General features: G+C 41.7%; 19 protein-coding genes. 17 read left to right on the top strand and 2 right to left on the bottom strand.

Going from position 1 to position 19,047, the window contains the following annotated elements; all coding sequences use genetic code 11:
* The first annotated feature begins 13 nt into the window (after positions 1 to 13).
* The 9 genes from HMPREF3112_RS02920 to HMPREF3112_RS02880 all read left to right on the top strand — a co-directional run bounded on the left by HMPREF3112_RS02920 (position 14) and on the right by HMPREF3112_RS02880 (position 8,388).
* Complete coding sequence (locus tag HMPREF3112_RS02920; RefSeq protein ID WP_070437947.1) at positions 14 to 1,045, top strand: 3-deoxy-7-phosphoheptulonate synthase; 1,032 nt, start codon at positions 14 to 16, stop codon at positions 1,043 to 1,045.
* A gap of 84 nt (positions 1,046 to 1,129) precedes the next feature.
* Positions 1,130 to 2,161, top strand: coding sequence for a 3-deoxy-7-phosphoheptulonate synthase (locus HMPREF3112_RS02915; protein WP_002884569.1), 1,032 nt, complete (start codon positions 1,130 to 1,132; stop codon positions 2,159 to 2,161).
* A 2-nt stretch (positions 2,162 to 2,163) separates the two neighbouring features.
* Positions 2,164 to 2,517 carry a holo-ACP synthase gene (gene acpS / locus HMPREF3112_RS02910; protein WP_070437944.1) on the top strand — a complete coding sequence of 118 codons (354 nt, stop codon included), beginning with the start codon at positions 2,164 to 2,166 and terminating at the stop codon, positions 2,515 to 2,517.
* Positions 2,518 to 2,544: 27 nt separating this feature from the next.
* Entirely contained in the window at positions 2,545 to 3,648 is a 1,104-nt protein-coding gene (gene alr, locus HMPREF3112_RS02905) for an alanine racemase (RefSeq protein WP_070437940.1), read from the top strand.
* 118 nt (positions 3,649 to 3,766) lie between these two features.
* The gene (recG, locus tag HMPREF3112_RS02900; RefSeq protein WP_256262646.1) at positions 3,767 to 5,797 is read left to right on the top strand and encodes an ATP-dependent DNA helicase RecG; all 2,031 of its coding nucleotides are present in this window, start codon (positions 3,767 to 3,769) and stop codon (positions 5,795 to 5,797) included.
* Between the two features lie 11 nt (positions 5,798 to 5,808).
* The gene (locus tag HMPREF3112_RS02895) at positions 5,809 to 6,315 is read left to right on the top strand and encodes a hypothetical protein (protein WP_070437938.1); all 507 of its coding nucleotides are present in this window, start codon (positions 5,809 to 5,811) and stop codon (positions 6,313 to 6,315) included.
* A 621-nt stretch (positions 6,316 to 6,936) separates the two neighbouring features.
* Positions 6,937 to 7,374 (top strand): hypothetical protein, encoded by a 438-nt coding sequence (locus HMPREF3112_RS02890; protein ID WP_070437936.1) that lies wholly within the window; start codon positions 6,937 to 6,939, stop codon positions 7,372 to 7,374.
* A gap of 183 nt (positions 7,375 to 7,557) precedes the next feature.
* The gene (locus tag HMPREF3112_RS02885; protein WP_070437934.1) at positions 7,558 to 8,166 is read left to right on the top strand and encodes a DUF2975 domain-containing protein; all 609 of its coding nucleotides are present in this window, start codon (positions 7,558 to 7,560) and stop codon (positions 8,164 to 8,166) included.
* 9 nt (positions 8,167 to 8,175) lie between these two features.
* Positions 8,176 to 8,388, top strand: coding sequence for a helix-turn-helix domain-containing protein (locus HMPREF3112_RS02880; protein ID WP_022496194.1), 213 nt, complete (start codon positions 8,176 to 8,178; stop codon positions 8,386 to 8,388).
* 47 nt (positions 8,389 to 8,435) lie between these two features.
* Here the strand turns inward: HMPREF3112_RS02880 and HMPREF3112_RS11390 are convergent, their stop codons facing one another.
* Both HMPREF3112_RS11390 and HMPREF3112_RS02875 read right to left on the bottom strand, forming a co-directional pair.
* Positions 8,436 to 8,579, bottom strand: a complete 144-nt coding sequence (locus HMPREF3112_RS11390; protein WP_002884712.1) for a hypothetical protein — start codon at positions 8,577 to 8,579, stop codon at positions 8,436 to 8,438.
* Between the two features lie 3 nt (positions 8,580 to 8,582).
* Positions 8,583 to 9,551, bottom strand: a complete 969-nt coding sequence (locus HMPREF3112_RS02875; protein ID WP_037602584.1) for an asparaginase — start codon at positions 9,549 to 9,551, stop codon at positions 8,583 to 8,585.
* Positions 9,552 to 9,622: 71 nt separating this feature from the next.
* Between HMPREF3112_RS02875 and HMPREF3112_RS02870 the strand changes: the two genes are divergently transcribed.
* The 8 genes from HMPREF3112_RS02870 (at position 9,623) to HMPREF3112_RS02835 (ending at position 19,040) form a co-directional block, all read left to right on the top strand.
* A complete protein-coding gene (locus HMPREF3112_RS02870) occupies positions 9,623 to 11,008 on the top strand; it encodes a Cof-type HAD-IIB family hydrolase (RefSeq protein ID WP_048790091.1) in 1,386 nt (461 codons plus the stop codon).
* Positions 11,009 to 11,125: 117 nt separating this feature from the next.
* On the top strand, positions 11,126 to 12,307 hold the full coding sequence (locus HMPREF3112_RS02865; RefSeq protein ID WP_070437931.1) for a DUF6574 domain-containing protein: 1,182 nt from the start codon (positions 11,126 to 11,128) through the stop codon (positions 12,305 to 12,307).
* A gap of 46 nt (positions 12,308 to 12,353) precedes the next feature.
* Positions 12,354 to 14,081, top strand: coding sequence for a zinc ribbon domain-containing protein (locus tag HMPREF3112_RS02860; RefSeq protein ID WP_070437928.1), 1,728 nt, complete (start codon positions 12,354 to 12,356; stop codon positions 14,079 to 14,081).
* A gap of 209 nt (positions 14,082 to 14,290) precedes the next feature.
* Entirely contained in the window at positions 14,291 to 14,737 is a 447-nt protein-coding gene (locus HMPREF3112_RS02855; RefSeq protein WP_070437925.1) for a LytTR family DNA-binding domain-containing protein, read from the top strand.
* A 4-nt stretch (positions 14,738 to 14,741) separates the two neighbouring features.
* The gene (locus tag HMPREF3112_RS02850) at positions 14,742 to 15,437 is read left to right on the top strand and encodes a hypothetical protein (RefSeq protein WP_070437922.1); all 696 of its coding nucleotides are present in this window, start codon (positions 14,742 to 14,744) and stop codon (positions 15,435 to 15,437) included.
* 96 nt (positions 15,438 to 15,533) lie between these two features.
* Entirely contained in the window at positions 15,534 to 16,571 is a 1,038-nt protein-coding gene (locus HMPREF3112_RS02845) for a S66 family peptidase (RefSeq protein ID WP_070437919.1), read from the top strand.
* A 361-nt stretch (positions 16,572 to 16,932) separates the two neighbouring features.
* Positions 16,933 to 18,531: an Hsp70 family protein gene (locus HMPREF3112_RS02840; RefSeq protein ID WP_070437916.1), complete on the top strand. Its 1,599-nt coding sequence runs from the start codon at positions 16,933 to 16,935 to the stop codon at positions 18,529 to 18,531.
* Positions 18,528 to 19,040, top strand: a complete 513-nt coding sequence (locus tag HMPREF3112_RS02835) for a hypothetical protein (RefSeq protein ID WP_070437913.1) — start codon at positions 18,528 to 18,530, stop codon at positions 19,038 to 19,040. Before HMPREF3112_RS02840 ends, HMPREF3112_RS02835 begins: the two co-directional genes overlap by 4 nt.
* Positions 19,041 to 19,047 lie beyond the last annotated feature (7 nt).

Raw genomic sequence — 19,047 nt, 5'->3', positions numbered from 1 at the left:
ATAGGTAATTATTATGGTTTTTAAAGCAGTAAGTGAAAAAATTGATTTTGATGCAGTTAAAGAATCAACGACATTAACAGGTGAAGCCCTTGCCAAGAAACAAGCTCGTGATAAAGAGCTTGAAGCAATCATCAAGGGTGAAGATGACCGTACGCTTTTGGTTATCGGTCCATGTTCATCTGATAATGAAGAAGCTGTTCTTGATTATGCTCACCGTTTGGCTAAACTTCAAGAAGAAGTTAAAGATAAAGTCTTTATGGTTATGCGTGTCTATACAGCTAAACCTCGTACAAATGGTGATGGCTATAAAGGACTTGTACACCAACCTGATGCTGAAGGGAAACCAAACCTAATTAACGGTATCAAGGCTGTGCGTAATCTTCACTACCGTGTTATCACTGAAACTGGTATCACAACTGCTGATGAAATGCTTTACCCAGAAAACCTTCCTTTGGTAGATGACCTTGTGTCATACATTGCCGTTGGTGCACGTTCTGTAGAAGACCAACAACACCGTTTTGTTGCGTCAGGTATTGATGTTCCAACTGGTATGAAGAACCCAACATCAGGGAACCTTAACGTCATGTTTAATGGTATCTACGCCGCACAAAACAAACAAAACTTCCTCTTTAACGGTGAAGAAGTTGAAACTCCAGGGAACGCATTGGCACACGTTATTCTTCGTGGTTCAACGAATGAATATGGTAAAAACGTGCCTAACTTCTACTATGATGATGTTCTTGAAACAATCGAACACTATGAACAAATGGGCCTTGAGAATCCATTCATCGTTATTGATACAAACCATGATAACTCAGGTAAACGTTATTTGGAACAAATCCGTATCGTTCGTCAAACCTTGATTAACCGTGATTGGAATGAAAAAATCAACAAAGTTGCACGTGGTTTCATGATTGAATCTTACCTTGAAGATGGTCGTCAAGATGCACCAGATGTCTATGGTAAATCAATCACTGACCCATGTCTTGGTTGGGATAAGACAGAAGAATTGATTCGTGAAATCCACGATACTTTGTCAAAATAATAAGGTAACAGAAACCATATATGGGGAGTGAACCGTTTGGATGACCAAGCGGTTCGCTCTCTTTTCACAAAGAGAGGGAAATAGATGGGAATTCATCAAAATAGTCCGCTGATTGATGTAGCGGAAGTAAGGAAATTGCATGCTCTTACGGGAGATGCACTAGTAACTAAACAGGCTAATGATGAGGCTTTGGCAAAAATTATCAAGGGTGAGGACAAACGTATTCTCTTGGTTATTGGTCCATGTTCGTCTGATAATGAAGAAGCTGTTCTTGACTATGCTCACCGTTTGGCCAAACTTCAGGAAGAAGTGAAAGATAAAATCTTTATTGTTATGCGTGTTTATACAGCTAAACCACGTACTAATGGGGACGGTTATAAGGGGCTTATCCACCAGCCAGATGCAGAGGGTGATGTAGACCTTCTTGCTGGGGTTAAGGCAGTTCGCCACCTTCAGTCACGTATTATTACTGAGACAGGTCTTCCCATCGCTGACGAGATGCTTTATCCGTCAAATCTTTCCTTCTTTGATGATTTGCTTAGCTATCATGCTGTTGGAGCACGTTCTGTTGAGGACCAAGAGCACCGCTTTGTAGCTTCAGGTATTGATGTACCAATTGGCTTGAAGAACCCAACGTCAGGGAATTTGAATGTCATGTTTAATGGTATCTATGCTGCGCAGAATCAACAGCATTTCCTTTACAATGGTGCTGAAGTTAAAACAGATGGTAACCCACTCGCTCACGCTATCCTGCGTGGTGCCAACAATGAAAATGGTCAGAACATTGTCAACTACCATTACGAGGACTTGGTTAAGGCTTTGGACAAGTATAGTGCACTTAATCTGGAAAATCCATTTATCCTTGTTGATACTAACCATGACAACTCAGGTAAAAACTTCATGGAGCAAGTTCGTATTGTGCGTGAAGTCCTTCTTAACCGTGAGTGGGATGAGCGTATCGCGGATACCGTGCGTGGCTTTATGATTGAGTCTTACCTTGAGGATGGTCGTCAAGACACACCTGAAGTTTATGGTAAATCAATTACAGATCCATGTCTTGGTTGGGATAAGACAGATAGCCTTATTCGTGAAATCCACAATCGACTTTCGTTATAATTATGATTTTTGGATATGGTATAGACTTGCAGGAAATTTCAGCTGTAAAAAAGGCTTATGACCGTAATCCACGCTTTGCAAAAAAGGTATTGACACCAAAAGAGTGGGAGCGTTTTGAATCCCTTTCTGGCAATCGTCAGATGTCCTATTTAGCAGGTCGCTGGGCTGGTAAGGAAGCATTTTCAAAGGCCTGGGGTACAGGTATTGGAGCAGTCGGCTTTAAGGATATTGAAATTTTGACCAATGACAAGGGAGCGCCAGTGGTGACCCAGTCGCCTTTTGAAGGCAATGTCTTCATCTCGATTTCCCATAGCGGTGATTTTGTTCAGGCAAGTGTTATTTTAGAAAAAAACTAAGAGATAGATGTTGGAAGAGGATAGCTTATGATCTCAAGTTTACATCGACCAACCTTGGCAAAGGTTGATCTATCAGCAATTTCAGAAAATATTGAACAAGTGGTTAGTCACATCCCTAAAAAGGTGCAGACTTTTGCAGTTGTTAAGGCCAACGCTTATGGTCATGGCGCTGTTGCGGTGGCCAAGCATTTGTCTAAACAGGTAGATGGTTTTTGTGTTTCCAACCTAGACGAGGCACTTGAACTCCGTCAGGCTGGCTTAGAGCAACCTATACTTATTTTAGGAGTCGTCTTACCAGACGAGGTTCCTTTGGCTATTCAAGAAAACATCACTCTGACGGTAGCTTCGCTTGAGTGGTTGGAAATGGCTAAGAATCAAGGACTTGATTTGACTGGTTTGACCTGCCATATTAAGATTGATTCAGGTATGGGACGCATTGGGGTGCGTAGCCAAGGGGATGCAGATAGTTTGATTGCTGGTCTGAAGGCACTTGGTGCGGATGTCGAAGGTGTTTTTACCCATTTTGCAACAGCTGATGAGGCAGATGATAGTAAATTCAAGCGTCAATTGACCTTCTTTACGGATTTGGTTAATAACTTAGTGGACCGCCCTCGCTTGGTACATGCTAGCAACTCTGCGACGAGTATCTGGCATGCAGAAACAGTCTTTAATGCGGTACGTCTAGGTGTTGTTATCTATGGTCTCAATCCTAGTGGCAGTGTTTTAGACCTTCCCTATAACATTCGTCCTGCTTTAAGTTTGGAGACAGCGCTTGTTCATGTTAAGACTCTGCCAGCAGGTCAAGATGTGGGTTATGGTGGAACGTATACGACGACAGCTGATGAGGTTATTGGAACCATTCCGATTGGCTATGCGGATGGTTGGACCAGAGATTTACAAGGTTTCCACGTTATTGTGGATGGCCAGCTTTGTCCTATTGTTGGGCGTGTGTCTATGGACCAGATCACCGTTCGCCTTCCTAAGGTTTATCCCCTAGGAACTCCTGTCACTCTTATGGGTGAAAATGGGGGAGCAAGCATCACTGCGACAGAGGTGGCTGAAAAACGTGGCACTATCAACTACGAGGTCCTTTGTTTGCTTAGTGATCGTGTACCTCGTAGCTATGACTAATATAAATAACGAGAAATCCAGTTTGATACTGGATTTTTTGATTTTAGTGAAGTCCATTTTCATGTGTTATAATAGCTGATAAGGCTTCCTCTTTCACGAGGAGAAGAACACGATAGAAATGATAGAGGATATGATTCGACTAGATTCACCAATTGCGGATTTGAAAGGTTTTGGTCCTAAGTCCGCTGAAAAATTTACCAAATTAGATTTGCACACGGTTGGGGACCTCTTGCTTTATTTTCCTTTCCGATATGAAGATTTTAAGAGTAAGTCTATCTTTGAACTGATGGATGGCGAAAAGGCTGTTATTACGGGAACGGTGGTGACACCTGCCAATGTGCAATATTATGGCTTTAAACGTAATCGTCTGAGTTTTAAAATCAAGCAAGGAGAAGCAGTGATTGCCATTAGTTTCTTCAACCAGCCTTATCTTGTGGACAAGATTGAGATGGGGGCAGAAGTGGCTATTTTTGGCAAATGGGACCAGAAGAAGTCTGCAGTGACTGGTATGAAAGTGTTGGCTCAAGTTGAGGACGATATGCAGCCAGTTTACCATGTGGCCCAAGGCGTTAGTCAGGCCCAGCTGATAAAGGCAATAAAGGCAGCTTTTGATAGTGGGGCCTTGAATTTATTGGAGGAGAGTCTCCCACAGGTGCTTATGGACAAGTATCGTCTTATGGGACGCCAAGAGGCTGTGCGTGCTATGCATTTTCCGAAAGATTTGGCTGAATATAAGCAGGCTCTACGTAGGACCAAGTTTGAGGAGCTCTTTTATTTCCAGATGAACTTACAGGTGCTGAAGGCTGAGAATAAGTCCGAAACCAATGGTATAGCAATTGCTTACGATGAGGCCAAAATCAAAGCCAAAATTGCAGAATTACCATTCCCCTTGACAGAAGCCCAACAGCGCAGTTTATCGGAAATCCTAGCTGATATGAAATCTGGAGCTCATATGAACCGTCTTTTGCAAGGAGATGTGGGCTCAGGGAAAACAGTTATCGCTAGCCTGGCTATGTATGGGGCCTATACGGCAAGATTGCAGTCTGCTCTCATGGTACCGACGGAAATCTTAGCAGAGCAGCATTATCAGAGTTTGCAGGGGCTTTTTCCTGAGCTAGAGGTAGTGCTCCTAACTTCTGGGATGAAGGCAGCGGACAAAAAAGTAGCTCTTTCCAAAATCGAATCTGGGGAGGCTCAGATGATCGTGGGGACTCACTCACTGATTCAGGATGCTGTGACTTATCACAGGCTTGGCCTAGTAATTACTGATGAGCAACACCGTTTTGGGGTTAATCAACGTCGTATTTTCCGTGAGAAAGGTGATAATCCTGATGTCCTCATGATGACAGCGACACCTATCCCTAGGACCTTGGCGATTACTGCCTTTGGAGAGATGGATGTGTCAATCATTGACCAGATGCCGGCTGGGCGTAAGCCCATTATTACCCGTTGGGTTAAACATGAGCAACTAGATACCGTACTGACTTGGATCAAGGGTGAGTTGGAAAAAGATGCTCAGGTCTATTTTATCTCACCTTTGATTGAAGAGTCCGAGGCTCTCGATTTGAAAAATGCGGTGGCCCTTCATCAGGAACTCACAGATTTTTTTGGGGATTTAGCTACAGTGGCTCTGATGCACGGTCGCATGAAAAATGATGAAAAAGACCAAATTATGCAGGACTTCAAGGAAAGAAAGTCTCAGATTTTAGTATCAACCACAGTTATCGAAGTAGGGGTTAACGTGCCAAATGCTACAGTCATGATCATTATGGATGCCGACCGCTTTGGACTTAGCCAGCTTCACCAACTTCGAGGACGTGTAGGTCGTGGCCATAAGCAGTCCTACTGTGTCTTGGTGGCCAATCCTAAAAATGATACTGGAAAAAAACGCATGCAGGCCATGTGTGAGACTACGGATGGTTTTGTTCTAGCAGAAGAGGACCTAAAAATGCGTGGTTCAGGAGAAATCTTTGGGACACGTCAGTCAGGTATTCCTGAATTTCAGGTGGCCGATATTGTGGAAGACTACAATATCTTAGAGGAAGCCAGACGGGTGGCTAGCCAAATTGTATCTGACCCTAACTGGCGAGAGAATCCTGAATGGCAGGTGCTAGGAGCACATTTGAGAAGCCAAGGCGAGTTTGATTGAGGAGGAAACTAATGAACAAAAGACAGTTAAAACTCGATTTTTTTGCTATCTTGCATCCCTTGTTTCTTATGATGTTAGGTCTTATATTTTATTTTTTCGCCTTCATCTTGATTTGGTTTATTACCGAATTGACAAAGCTGATAGAAGGAAAGACAGACTTTCATACCCTATATCTTTATTCACTTCTTATCTCTCTAGCTTGTTCGGTATTACTGATTATGTACGTCGCGGGTCTTATAGCTCAACTGATTATCCATATACAGCATCAAAAGGAAAGAACGCTTCTGCCAGTTTGGTGCATGCTTACAGCTGTACTGATGCTTGTGCCCCTATTCGAAGATTTTAGTATCTTAGGCTCGTCCTGGAATTTTAAAGGGTATTTTCTTTCCATAGTTGCCTACATTGCCTATCTCTTTACAAAGCTACCCAAGGTTATTGAAAGTTACCGCTATCATGCGACAATTCGCTATGCCGTTTGGGTGGCTCTGACCTTGGGAATTATTTTATCCATGCTTTAGATAGAAAAACTCTCAGTAAACTCACTGAGAGTTTTAAGTTTCCTTCAAGCTTATTACAAGCTTTCTTTAAGTTAGGCAACCTATAATAAAACCATCAAAACGAGATAGGTTTTGATAATAAAACGTTTTGGCTAGGCCAAACCATTCCTAAAAAGGAGGACATAACAATGACAGTAAAAATTAAAGTAACCTACAACCCAAATTTCCAGAAGCATCCTCAAGACTTTAAGGTTTATCAAAACTAGTATTGATGCTAGGAAGAGGCTAAATTTACCCATATTCTACAACTTTCATCCCTCATTTTCCAAAATCCCTTTTTCCTTTTTTTCATAACGTAGAATCCCTCTTCTTAAAATCATAAAAAAGTCTAGACGGAAGCATGACCAGTCTGGGCGATTAACATAAGTAAGCTAACCAGTTGAGATTTTCTTGACTGGTTTTTATTTTTTTGATTTTTAGATAAAAAATATCGAAAAACGATAAAAATGTGTTGACAAGGAGAAATAAAGAGTGTAATATATAATTATCGATAAACGATAATAAGTTTTCGATAAAGATAATCTTATTCGCGAAAAAGAGAAATTATATACTAAAAACTATTTAATAAAGGAAATACTTATTATGAAAACACTTAAACTAATCATCAACGCTCTTCTTATTCTTCTTATGGCAATCTACGGTCTTGCAATGCTTGCTTTACTTATCCTTCCTTTTGTGAACGTGGCCAATCTTTTCCCAGGTGCAGAGGTTCAATACCTTTCTGGTTGGGGTTACTGGCTGGTCGCAGAGCTACAATTTGCCTTCTATCTTGCCTTGATTTGGCTCCTTCGTAAAGAGCTTAAAGACTTTACTTGGAAGGCACTTTGGACCGAAGATTTCTCTCTTTTCTTGAAAAAGGCTGCCCTTCTAACCTTTGTGCCATCAGCCTTGAATATCTTCTTGCAGTTGGGAACGACAGATCACCTAGTAATGGACTTCAGCACATCAGTTTGGCTCTTCTTGGTCTCTCTAGCTTGTGATGCTATCCGTCTTCGTAAGGGACACACAGCTGTCAAATAATTGAATGTATCTTAGTTGAAAAGTAGTAAAATCTTATCTATAAACTAGTATTTTATATTGATATTCGATATAATTGATACTGTTAATAGTTAGCTGCTGATTTAGTATAAGGTCAAGGGCACCTTGGCTTTTTCTAGTCTATACTCCCAAAAAATCAAAATGTATTTACAATCGAGGTAACACATGACAACTATCTTATTCTATTTTTTAATCGTCCTAGCCTTGGCTGGCTCTAGTTATTATGGTTGGAAATCGGCTAAAAGTGCTAAAAATCGTCAGGAGACGCAAGAACAGAAACGTCTGCGTAGTGTTCTCCTGTTCGTTAATGTCCTCCTTTTTGCGGGCTTTTTAAGTCTTGTTATTACCATTCTTAATGATGCCTTTATCCTGACTGGTCATGAAGGACTCTTACAACAAGGTTTGCGTATGCTTCTTGGGTCGGGAGTTACCGTGAAAAGCAAGGGTCCTAGTCTGACGCTTTTTGCAGCAACCATTGATTTCCTTCGTATGGTAGTCAACATAGGTTTCTTGTTGTGCCTACGTGCCTTTTTGATTAATCTTTATCGTTCTGATATTTTCATTGCTAAAAATGCTAAGTTGGTTCGTTGGTCAGCGCATTTGCTAGTTCTTGGGGCTTTTATCAATAATGGTATCTTTACATTTGGAACAGGCAGCCATAGTTATAGTTTCTTTAACATCAGTTATTTGCTAGTTAGCTTTGTCCTCTATGCTGTTGCTATGATTTTGACTAAGGCTAATGCCATTGCTGAGGAAAATGAGTACACGATTTAGGAGGGGCATATGATTATTGTCAATTTGGACGTTGAACTTGCCAAGAAGAAGATGCGCTCGGGTGAGTTGGCAGAACGTATTGGTATTACCCCAGCCAATCTCTCGGTTCTAAAGACCGGCAAGGCCAAGGCAATCCGTTTTACGACTCTGGATGCTATTTGTAAGGAGTTAGATTGCCAACCAGGAGATATTCTTGAATATAGATCAGATGAAGAAAATTAAAAGCCTGAAGCAGTAGTCACTTCTCTAGTGATCATGCTTCAAGCTTTTTATTTTTTCTTCAACCATGCGACCAGGGCTAGACTGACTAGCACGGTGCCACAGACCATGGCGATATGTGTTTTTGAGACTGTCAGCTCATAGTGGAAATCTTTATTTTCCAATTTATCGGTTGCTTCAATACTAAGTTTCATGTCTTATCCCTCGATATAGTCTTTCAATTCTTGGTCTTTGAGTCCCGCACTGAGTGCGATGAGGAGTTTGAGGCGAGCCTTTGGTGCGTTGAGTTCTTTAACAAACATAACGCCAGCTTCTTGGAGTTTGACTCCCCCGCCTTCATAGGCGTAGACAGGTTCGGCGATACCGTTGAAGCAGCGGGAAACGAGCACAACAGGGACTCCTTTTTCCATAAGATTTGTGATTTCTCTTGCAGCCAATGGTGGGAGGTTTCCAGCACCTAGTGCCTCGATAACCACGCCATCAATCTTTTCAGGGTCTAGGAGACTGATGATTCCATCTCCGATACCCATCCCAGCATAGGCCTTGATGATTGGTACTGTTCCTGTGATTTGTTCCAAGTCAAAACGAACCCGAGGCTCTGCAGTTTTGAACCAGAGGATGTCATGCTTCATGATGATTCCTAGTGGACCGTGGGTTGGTGTGTGGAAGGTTGCCACGTTTGTGGTATGGGTCTTAGTCACATACTTGGCTGCATGGATTTCATCATTCATAACGACCAGGATTCCTTTGTCAGCGGCCTTGTCGTCGCTAGCAACACGTAGGGCTGAGAGATAGTTATAGACTCCGTCGCTTCCTAGTTCGTTCGACGAACGCATGGCACCAGTTAGGACGATTGGAATCTCAGGGACGGCCATGGTGTCTAGGAAGTAGGCTGTCTCTTCCAGAGTATCTGTTCCGTGGGTGATGACCACACCATCATATTGCCCAGCTGTTTCCTTGATTTTTTTGTAAATATCCAGCATGTGGTAGGGTGTGATATGTGGGCTAGGGATATTAAGAAAATCGAGAACGGTTAGTTCTAAATTGTCTAAATCAAGCCCCACATGGTTCATGGGATTATCAGCGTTTTGACTGACCTTGCCATCATTATCCGCTGACATGGAAATTGTTCCTCCAGTGTGAAGGACTAGGATTTTTTTTGTCATTTATATTACTCACCATTATATTATATGTTATAATTTATTTTAGCATAATATGTTAGAAGGAGGGGAGCTCTGTGGCCATTAAAGCAGTCTTTTTTGATATTGATGGGACTTTTCTAAATGACCGAAAACGTGTGTCAAGTTCAACCAAAAAAGCTATCAGTCAAATGAAGGAAGATGGTATCTTGGTTGGTTTGGCAACAGGTCGTGGTCCAGGATTTGTTCAGCCTTTCATGGACAATCTGGGTCTGGATTTTGCAGTCACTTATAATGGTCAATATATTTTGACTCATGACAAGGTCCTGTATCAAAATCAGCTCCCTAAATCAACAGTCTACAACTTGATTCGCTATGCCACCAAGCACCGTAGAGAGATTTCTCTAGGGACTAGCACAGGTCTTGTTGGTTCCAATATTATTAGTATGGGAACGAGTAAGTTTGGACAAATCGTCAGCCGTATTGTCCCTAAGTCCTGGGCTAAGATGGTGGAACGTAGTTTCAAGTCTTTGATTCGTCGTTTCAAGCCACAAAGTATTGAGACTCTTAAGACTATCATGCGTGAGCCTATTTATCAGGTGGTTATGGTAGCGACGGTGGGGGAAACACAAGATATTGAAGAAAAGTTTCCTCATGTGAAGATTACCCGTTCAAGTCCTTATTCAGCCGATATTATTTCAGCGGACCAATCTAAGTTAAAAGGTATCGCTCATCTAGGTGAGGTTTTTGGTTTCGAACTCAGTGAGGTTATGGCCTTTGGGGATTCGGAAAATGACCTAGAAATGCTGTCTGGCGTCGGCATTGGTGTTGCCATGGGTAATGGTGAAGACGAGCTGAAAGACCAGGCTACCCATGTCACTGATACTAATAACCAGAATGGGATTGCCAAAGCCTTGTCACACTACGGTTTGATTCATTTTGAGACAGAAAATTCATTTACCAGTGATGATGACAACTTCAACAAGGTTAAGGATTTCCACCATTTGATGGATGGCTCAACTAACGACATGCCTCGTGTTTACGGTATTGAGGAAGCTAGTCACCGTGCGGACTTCAAGTTGGAAGAAATCGTCGAATTTCTTTATGCTTCATCAGGTGGGGACAAGCGTGTCTTTGGTCAGGCTGTTCTGGATTTGCATGCTGCTCTTGATAAGGCGGCCCTCAAAGTTAGTTCTAAAGAGCACTCAGAGTCAACGATGGTTGGTCAGGTGGATGCTTTGACTGACTTGCTTTACTTGACCTATGGTTCATTTGTCCTTATGGGGGTGGATCCTAAGCCTTTCTTTGATACGGTTCATGAGGCTAATATGGGGAAAATTTTCCCAGATGGCAAAGCTCACTTTGATCCTGTGACTCACAAAATTCTTAAACCAAGTGATTGGGAAGCGCGATTTGCACCAGAACCACACATTAAACGAGAGCTGGATCGTCAGATTCAAAAATCTCTACAAAGAAATAAGTAAGAAGATATAAAGGTTTGGACAGTTTGCTCCAAGCCTTTTTCTAATAAAAATGACATTTATTAATGTCTTTATTTGTGATAAAATAAAGACATTCTATGTATTTTTAAGGAGATTATTATGACTAAAGCAGATTGGTTAGACTTTTTTGAAGCCATCAATGGTCGTTCAGCGACTGAAGAAGAAATTGCAGCAGCACTTGCAGCTGGTGAGTTCCAAGATGACGCCCCAGCAGTAGAAACTGCTCCAGTACAAGAAGCACCAGTTCAACCAGCTTTTGCTAGTGCCCAAGAAACACCAGCACAAGAGGCGCAGCCACAGCCAACTTTCGCTGGTGCACAAGAGGCGCAGCCGCAGCCAACTTTTGCTGGTGCACAAGAAGCACAACCGCAAGCTCCTTTTGCAAATGCTCAGGCTGCTCAAGCACAACCAACCTTTGCAGGGGCTCAAACTGCTCCAGTACAAGGAGTGCCAAATCAAGCAGTGCAACCACAAGCTGGTTTTGCCAATGCTCAAGCTGGTCAACAAACAGCTTTTGCTAACGGTCAACCGCTTCAACCAGGTCAAAATGTTCAATTTATCAATGGCCAAGCTGTAGTTGTTCCAGCACAACCATCAGCATTTGCGACAACTTTCAAAAACTATTGGACATGGTTGCTTAATGCATGGCGTCGTCCAGCTGACATGACAGATTATGGTAAGCACAATGGTTGGCTTAACTACATCTTCTTGTCACTCTTGACTGGACTTGCATTCTTTGCAATTTTGAGCGCTGTTGCACGTAAAGTTGTTAGCTCAATTGTGTCAACCACAAATGTACTGTCTAGTATGTTTGGTTCTTATGGAACAGATGCTTACTCATCTCCAGTTTCAAGTCATACATCTAGCATTGGTTTTGGAGCCTTCTTCGCAAGTATCCTAGCTGCCTTCCTCTTTATCTTTGCCTTTATCTTGGCAGGATTTGTGACACGTAAGGCCATCTTCCGTGACCCTGAGACTACTTTCTTGAATAGCTTTGATCGTTTTGGTCGTTTGACATCATTAGCCTTGCCAATCTTGCTTGTAACAATCTTGTTGGGAGCTATTGGACTTGTTGCCTTCCCAGGATTCTTGTTCTATGTTGTTTACTTCTTATTTGCAATTGCTAATCTATTTACAATTGTTCCTGTAACAACAGCGTGGAAGGCTGATAAGTTCTATCAAATGATTTTGGCAGCACTTTTGAATGGTGTGATTTTGTCAATCTTGTTTGCAATCGTATTTGCTATCATGTCATCATTTACAGTAGGTCTTCTATTCTAAGCAAACATCTAGCAATTTTTGAAAAAGTAAGTTTATAGGAGTCTTTATGGCAACAAAAGAAAAGTGGATTGATTTATTTGAAAAGGCAGTTGGTCGTCCGCCCCATGTTTTGGAGATTGAAGAAGGCCAGAAAGCAGACTTTGACTTAAAGGCTATTAAAGGCATTTCGGCAATGGGCTTGGACCAAGAAGCCACTCCTTCTGAACCAACAGAAGAAGTTGATGAGTATGACGTTGCCGAGGAAGTGTTTGAAGATGTACCGCTTGGTGATGAAGAGGAAACGACTCCTTTAGAAACTAAGGAGCTTTCACCAGTATCTCAAGCAGATCAAGGTCAAACTGAAAAAAATTCAGAGGCTGCTTCTAAAGAAGCACAAGCCATCTGGATGAAGGCTTTTAAAACCTATGTTGGACGTCAGCCTCTCCCTGAGGAATTCCTACTTGGTAAGTCTTCAGGTTATGATGTGTCAACCATCCATCAGTTTATCTCAGATGGTAAGGCAGCGAAACCAGCCAAGCCAGCCATGGCTAAAGGAAAGAAAATCCTGATTATTGCTGGTGTTGTTGCAGCAGTCTTAGCGCTTGCTAGTTACGGCTTTGGTTCTTATTACTACTCACGTGGTCAAGTAGCAGAGCGTTATGAAGCAGCAGCTAAGAAGAGCTTTAAAGATAGCTTGGAATACCAAGTATGGTCTGATACTAAAAAGGAAATTAAAACATCCGAAGTCAAGTACACAGACACTAAAAGTACACAAGCCTATAGCAAGAGCCAACTCCTGTCTGGCGAACGTATGCAAAAGGTTGGGCGTCAGTTCCTTATTTTTCCTAAGTGGAGAGTCGTGGTAGATCCTGGAACGGTTGATTTAACCGTTAATACAGCTGATTTGAATGTGACTATTAACGGGGTTTCTTATGCGACTACAGATGGCAATAACTACACGGCTAAATTGAACCATCTCTATCCAGGAACTTACAATTTTGTGGCTTCTGGTAAGGTCAATGATCAAGATATCACTGTCTCATCTGAGGAAAATGTGACCTCTAAAACAGAAGTCAATCTTTCTGTAGAGTATCTTAGCTTTACTGTTAAGTCTAATCTTAAGGATGGAGACCTCTACGTTGGTGGTACCAAGATTGGAACCCTTAACTCAGGGAAACTAGATGTTAACAAGGTAGCAGTAGCTGGATCATCAGCCGTTTATGTTAAGAAGAATTTCGAAGATGGTAGCTCTATCAAGACAGAGACACTGTCTATTAAGAAACTCTCTGAAGGTCAAACGGTTACTCTAGATGCTGATGGTGTTCTTGATCGTGATACGGCAGATCGTCTTTTGACTGCTGCCTACGGTAAATTTGGTAGCTACGCTTCTAATCACAACACAACACCAGATGGTGTATCCGACATTTTCCTTAATGGTACTGATGATACCATGTACAAGGATGTAACAGCTGATATTGATAGAAATACTACGGGTGCTAAAAACCGTGCTGCTGATAGTATTTCTTTCTCAGACGTTGACGTCACAGAAGTCGTTCAGACTGGTGAGAAGACCTTCAAGGTGACCTTCACAGCAGTTTATGATTTCTATTATGGTTATGATTCGAAATTTAAGTCATCAGGAGATATCAAAGATAAAATCTCTTGGTCATGTAATGTGGAATATGTTGGTGACGATAGCGACTCTAGCAGTAGTGGTTCTAACTACAGCGACTACCGTATCAATGGTAAGGCTGGTGAATCACAAAAAGTGAGTCGTGAAGATACTGTGAAGTAGTAGTTGCTTGCCCAGTTAGTCAGCATTGAACAGATTACAAATGGGAGGGAGTCCTCCACACTAAAAATGAGAACTTGGCAACAGCCAGGTTCTTTTGTTTGTCTGTTTTTACCTCTTAGGGGCTAAACCGTGCCACTTGCCCAAAAGGCCTTGTTTTGTGTAAAGCAGTTGTTATAATGGAAGCATCAAAAAGACAGGAAAGGAGTATTATGAAAGTTAGAATCGAATTGGACCCATCCATGGATGAGCCTGAAATCTTGATTCGAGCTCCTCGGTTAACACAGGAATTGGCCCAGCTCCAAGAATCTATTCTAAGGCAAAAGTTAGTTCCTTTAGCCTTTTACAAGGATCGAAGCGAATATTTTCTGGATTTGGCAAATATTCTCTTTTTTGAAACAGACGGGGAAAAGATTTTTGGACATACCAAGGATGAGGCCTATGAGGTGAAGCAAAAGCTCTACGAATTGGAAGGCTTGCTTCCGATTGCCTTTTGTCGGATTTCCAAATCGACGATTGTTAATGCTAAGCAGATTTATTCTTTAGAGAAGTCTTTTTCGGGGACTAGTACGGTGAATTTTTATCAGACCCACAAGCAGGTCCATGTATCAAGACGCTACTATCAAGTTTTAAAAGAACGACTAAACGAAATGAGGTAAGATAATGAGAAAGAAATTAATTGGGATCCTCTTGATCCTTTTGGCAGCTTTGGTAATTGTACAAGACTATTTTATAAAATGGGAAATTAGTATTTGGATGTTGGCCTGGGTAGTCTTATTGGCAATTTTGTCCCTTTCTAGTCTTTTGAAGAGACATTTTGGTCTTGGTTTCGCCTATGGCATTGTGGCTCTATTTTCACTTAATGGACAGTTCCATTTTCTTCCAGTATCTAATTCGGTCCTTATCTTTTCTTCGATTCTTGCAGTTATTGGCTTGAACATTCTCTTCAATTCTTCTAGTAAAACAAAGAATCGTTTTGGATTGGGAGCTACTGGCTCAGACGCTAATAATGGTGGAAATGATATTGATGTCACTTTTTCAGCAGTGACCAAATATCTCAATGACCAGCAATTTACGCATGGGAGTGCGGATGTTAGTTTAGGACAAGCTTCCGTTTATTTTGATAATTGCCGTATTGAGGGGCCATCTGCTCAGTTTGATGTGGACGTTTCTCTTGGAAGTCTTAGCCTCTATGTGCCCAGTGATTGGCGGGTACATGTGAATGTGGATAACTCTCTTTCAGCTGTACAGCATGAGGAAAATCCTAGCAACTTAACTAACAAGGACTTCTACATCAAAGGTGATGTTTCCTTGGGTAATTTAGAAATTATTTATGTTGGTGAGAATGCGATTGATTAAGTTAGTGGAGGGAACCTCTGATTAATATAATACCTATTGTTTTATCTCATCTCCTGTGATAAGATAGGCTCAATCTATTTTCAGGAGGGACAAGACATGGTTTCTACTATTGGTATTATAAGTTTATCTAGTGGGATTATCGGTGAAGACTTTGTCAAGCACGAAGTGGACTTGGGTATTCAACGTCTCAAGGACCTCGGACTCAATCCTATCTTTTTACCTCATTCGCTAAAAGGCTTAGATTTTATCAAAGAACATCCTGAGGCACGTGCGGAGGATTTGATTCAGGCCTTTTCTGATGATAGCATCGACATGATCCTATGCGCCATCGGTGGAGATGATACCTATCGTTTGCTTCCTTATCTTTTTGAAAATAACCAGCTAAAAAAGGTGATCAAGCCAAAGACTTTTCTTGGTTTCTCGGATACAACTATGAACCATCTCATGTTACATAAACTAGGTGTCAAGACTTTTTACGGTCAATCATTTCTAGCAGACATTTGTGAGTTAGACAAAGAAATGTTGCCATATAGCCTCCACTACTTTAAAGAATTGATTGAGACTGGAAAAATCTCAGAAATTCGCCCTAGTAACGTTTGGTATGAGGAACGGATTGATTTTAGTCCCAAAGCCTTGGGAACACCTCGTATTAGCCATGTAAATACAGGTTTTGACTTGTTACAAGGCAATGCTCAGTTTGAGGGAGAAATCCTCGGTGGTTGTCTCGAGTCTCTCTATGATATTTTTGACAATTCTCGATATGCAGACAGTAGAGAACTCTGCCAAAAGTATAAACTCTTCCCTGACTTATCCGACTGGGAAGGAAAGATCCTCTTGCTAGAAACAAGCGAAGAAAAGCCTGAACCTGAGGACTTCAAAAAAATGTTGCGGACTTTGAAGGACACTGGCATATTTGAGGTCATCAGTGGACTCTTGGTCGGGAAACCTATGGATGAAACCTTCTATGACGACTATAAGGAGGCTTTAATGGACATCATTGATAGCAATATCCCGATTGTCTATAATCTGAATGTCGGACACGCAACTCCAAGAGCGATTGTTCCCTTTGGAGTCCACGCGTATGTAGATGCAACGGAGCAAGTCATTCGCTTTGACTATAACAAAGAAAGCTGAGGTGAGATTCTCAGCTTTTTTAGAAAGTAGGAGTATCTTAGTTGCTATAAAGCATGACACTTTAAGTGGATAATACTCCTGTATTTCTAAGTTCATCCAGTCTATCAGATTGATTGAGACTCAAGGGAGTGGGACAAGGAACAATTTTTAAAAAGTTGTTCGGTCCTACTCCCTTTTTTCCTATTTTATAGTCTCTTTATTTGTGATAATATAGTATAGTGAAAAAAACTAGACTGGAATAACTTTACTCTTTTGGAGTTTTATGTGACAGCGATGAATGGAGACAATCTAAGCGGATGCCTGCTTGGAGCTATAGTCAAGAAAACTCAAAATGAGGAATGAGGCTAGAAGGGAAATTGTTATGAGAAAAAAAGCGATTGGTATTGATTTAGGAACAACGAATTCCGTTATGGCTGTTGTTCGTGATGATGTGCCAGAGATTATTCCGATGGGGACGAATGACGATCAGGTCTTACGTTCAGCGGTTTACTTCTCAAATATTAGTGGCCAAAACCATGTATCTTTTGGTAAAGAAGCCATCGAGCGTGGGACAGAAATCGGAAGTACAGAAAACTTTAAATTTGACTTCAAACGTGACATCGGGCGTCCGATTGCTAGTGATACACCAGACCACACACGTGTCAATTCTATTATTCTTTCGGCCTTGGTTTTGAACGAATTTCGTAAACGCGCTTATGTAGTTGGTCAGGAGATGGGTCAGGCAGATGGTATCAAGGACGCTGTTATCACAGTGCCTGCCTACTTTACGTCAGATCAACGTGCGGCAACTAAGAATGCTGGTCGTATTGCAGGATTTAATGTCTTGCGTATTATCAATGAGCCTACAGCTGCGGCCATTGCCTATGCCCACACTAAAAATGCTCAAGGAAATGTCTTGGTCTTCGACCTTGGTGGAGGAACTTTTGATGTTACCATCATGCGCGTGGCTGATCATGCCTATGATATTTTGGCAACTGATGGGAATTCACGTCTTGGTGGGATTGACTTTGATAAGCGTCTTGTGGGCTACATCATGCAGGAGTTGGAAAAACAAGGGGTCAATATGACTAACCTTTCCGAGAAGGAAAAAATTCAACTTCAATATAAGGCTGAGCAGATTAAGACTAGTCTATCTGTGAATGACCAAGCTCTCTATGAGCACTATGTCAATGGTCAAGGTTACGGTGTCTTGATTACTCAAGCGATTTTCAATGAAATTACCTTGGACCTCCTCAAAGATACTGAAATCAAGGTGCAATCTACTCTTCAAGCATCTGGCTTGAAATGGGAAGAGATTGACCATATTCTCCTTGTGGGTGGGTCAACACGTATGCCAATGATTCGTCAAATGATTCGTTTGATGAGTGGTTTGGAACCTAAGTTTGACCTTAATCCAGACACTATCGTGGCACAAGGGGCTTCTATTTTGGCTGACCTTATCGTCAATAATGAGGTTAGCTTCTCTGAACACCAGGATGGTAAGACAACTGAGACAGATAGAGTGGTTGTCAAGGATGTGACTTCTCAGGGAATCGGTCTGCTCTTCAAGAAAAATCCAAACAAAAACTACAGCTTTGTGGGTGACTACTATAATAGTGTCGTGGTTCCACGTAACTCGGTCTTGCCTTTGGCTGTTACCAAGGATCTCTTTGCGGTCGTGGATGGACAGAGTAAGTTTAAACTTCGTATCACAGAAGGAAATTATGAAAATCCATTTGCTGTGAAGATTTTAGGACAAGTGGAAGGGCAAGTGCCACAACCTCGTCAGAAAGGCGAGCTCTTGGCGCAAGTCACCTATGCCTTTGACTCGGAACAAATTGTTACTGTGACAGTGTCGGATCCTCGAAGCAATACTGTTGTGGCACGCTTTTCAGTCAATGCACAAGTCAACCAAACCCAAGAAGTGGTTAAGGAAGATTTGTCAGAACTTCAAGCTATTTTTGCTAAATTCATCTCATGATAGACTACTACAAAGCAATTGATACAGAGACAGGACAGGCAGTGCCTTATTTAAGAGAGGTCAGTAACCGTATCTCTCCAGAGATGTCGGCTCAAGATTGTTTCGTGGCCCTTTCCTTTTTACGTGAGGAGCTGGAGGAGCTCTGGACAAATGGTACCTTGGATAAAGAAGGTGAGCGTTTGCGCAGTGAGCTCTACACGATTCGCTCAATCTTTTTCTCAGACCATGAGAAGTTACAATATGACCGAAAACTCAGACAGGCTCAGAGAAAGGCTTCGGAAGTTGAGAAGGGGACGGCCACTGATGCTAGCAATGTATCAGGTAAAAAGGAAATCCCTTTTGAACCTGTTGCGGTGACTCAGACTAAAGAGTCACCTCTTAAAAATTACCTCTTTGCAGCCTTCGCCTTTGTGGTTCTACTAAGCTTGATTCTCTTCTTCAATATCAATGTCATCGTTCTTATTATCGGAGCCATTCTAATTGTGGCTTTGATGTTACTTATGTCTTAGGAGATAT

This window comes from Streptococcus sp. HMSC10E12, assembly GCF_001807855.1.
In the GTDB taxonomy this organism is placed as follows: domain Bacteria; phylum Bacillota; class Bacilli; order Lactobacillales; family Streptococcaceae; genus Streptococcus; species Streptococcus salivarius.
This window is presented reverse-complemented; position numbering and strand designations above follow the sequence as displayed.

What these genes read in the sequence shown, in the direction of transcription:
- HMPREF3112_RS02850 (WP_070437922.1), top strand. Translation starts at nt 14,742, where the DNA reads ATGAGAAAGAAATTAATTGGGATCCTCTTGATCCTTTTGGCAGCTTTG.
- HMPREF3112_RS02890 (WP_070437936.1), top strand. Translation starts at nt 6,937, where the DNA reads ATGAAAACACTTAAACTAATCATCAACGCTCTTCTTATTCTTCTTATG.
- HMPREF3112_RS02860 (WP_070437928.1), top strand. Translation starts at nt 12,354, where the DNA reads ATGGCAACAAAAGAAAAGTGGATTGATTTATTTGAAAAGGCAGTTGGT.
- HMPREF3112_RS02835 (WP_070437913.1), top strand. Translation starts at nt 18,528, where the DNA reads ATGATAGACTACTACAAAGCAATTGATACAGAGACAGGACAGGCAGTG.
- recG (WP_256262646.1), top strand. Translation starts at nt 3,767, where the DNA reads ATGATAGAGGATATGATTCGACTAGATTCACCAATTGCGGATTTGAAA.
- HMPREF3112_RS02895 (WP_070437938.1), top strand. Translation starts at nt 5,809, where the DNA reads ATGAACAAAAGACAGTTAAAACTCGATTTTTTTGCTATCTTGCATCCC.
- HMPREF3112_RS02880 (WP_022496194.1), top strand. Translation starts at nt 8,176, where the DNA reads ATGATTATTGTCAATTTGGACGTTGAACTTGCCAAGAAGAAGATGCGC.
- HMPREF3112_RS02920 (WP_070437947.1), top strand. Translation starts at nt 14, where the DNA reads ATGGTTTTTAAAGCAGTAAGTGAAAAAATTGATTTTGATGCAGTTAAA.
- HMPREF3112_RS02875 (WP_037602584.1), bottom strand. Translation starts at nt 9,551, where the DNA reads ATGACAAAAAAAATCCTAGTCCTTCACACTGGAGGAACAATTTCCATG.
- HMPREF3112_RS02885 (WP_070437934.1), top strand. Translation starts at nt 7,558, where the DNA reads ATGACAACTATCTTATTCTATTTTTTAATCGTCCTAGCCTTGGCTGGC.
- HMPREF3112_RS02840 (WP_070437916.1), top strand. Translation starts at nt 16,933, where the DNA reads ATGAGAAAAAAAGCGATTGGTATTGATTTAGGAACAACGAATTCCGTT.
- acpS (WP_070437944.1), top strand. Translation starts at nt 2,164, where the DNA reads ATGATTTTTGGATATGGTATAGACTTGCAGGAAATTTCAGCTGTAAAA.
- HMPREF3112_RS02865 (WP_070437931.1), top strand. Translation starts at nt 11,126, where the DNA reads ATGACTAAAGCAGATTGGTTAGACTTTTTTGAAGCCATCAATGGTCGT.
- HMPREF3112_RS02915 (WP_002884569.1), top strand. Translation starts at nt 1,130, where the DNA reads ATGGGAATTCATCAAAATAGTCCGCTGATTGATGTAGCGGAAGTAAGG.
- HMPREF3112_RS02855 (WP_070437925.1), top strand. Translation starts at nt 14,291, where the DNA reads ATGAAAGTTAGAATCGAATTGGACCCATCCATGGATGAGCCTGAAATC.
- alr (WP_070437940.1), top strand. Translation starts at nt 2,545, where the DNA reads ATGATCTCAAGTTTACATCGACCAACCTTGGCAAAGGTTGATCTATCA.
- HMPREF3112_RS02845 (WP_070437919.1), top strand. Translation starts at nt 15,534, where the DNA reads ATGGTTTCTACTATTGGTATTATAAGTTTATCTAGTGGGATTATCGGT.
- HMPREF3112_RS11390 (WP_002884712.1), bottom strand. Translation starts at nt 8,579, where the DNA reads ATGAAACTTAGTATTGAAGCAACCGATAAATTGGAAAATAAAGATTTC.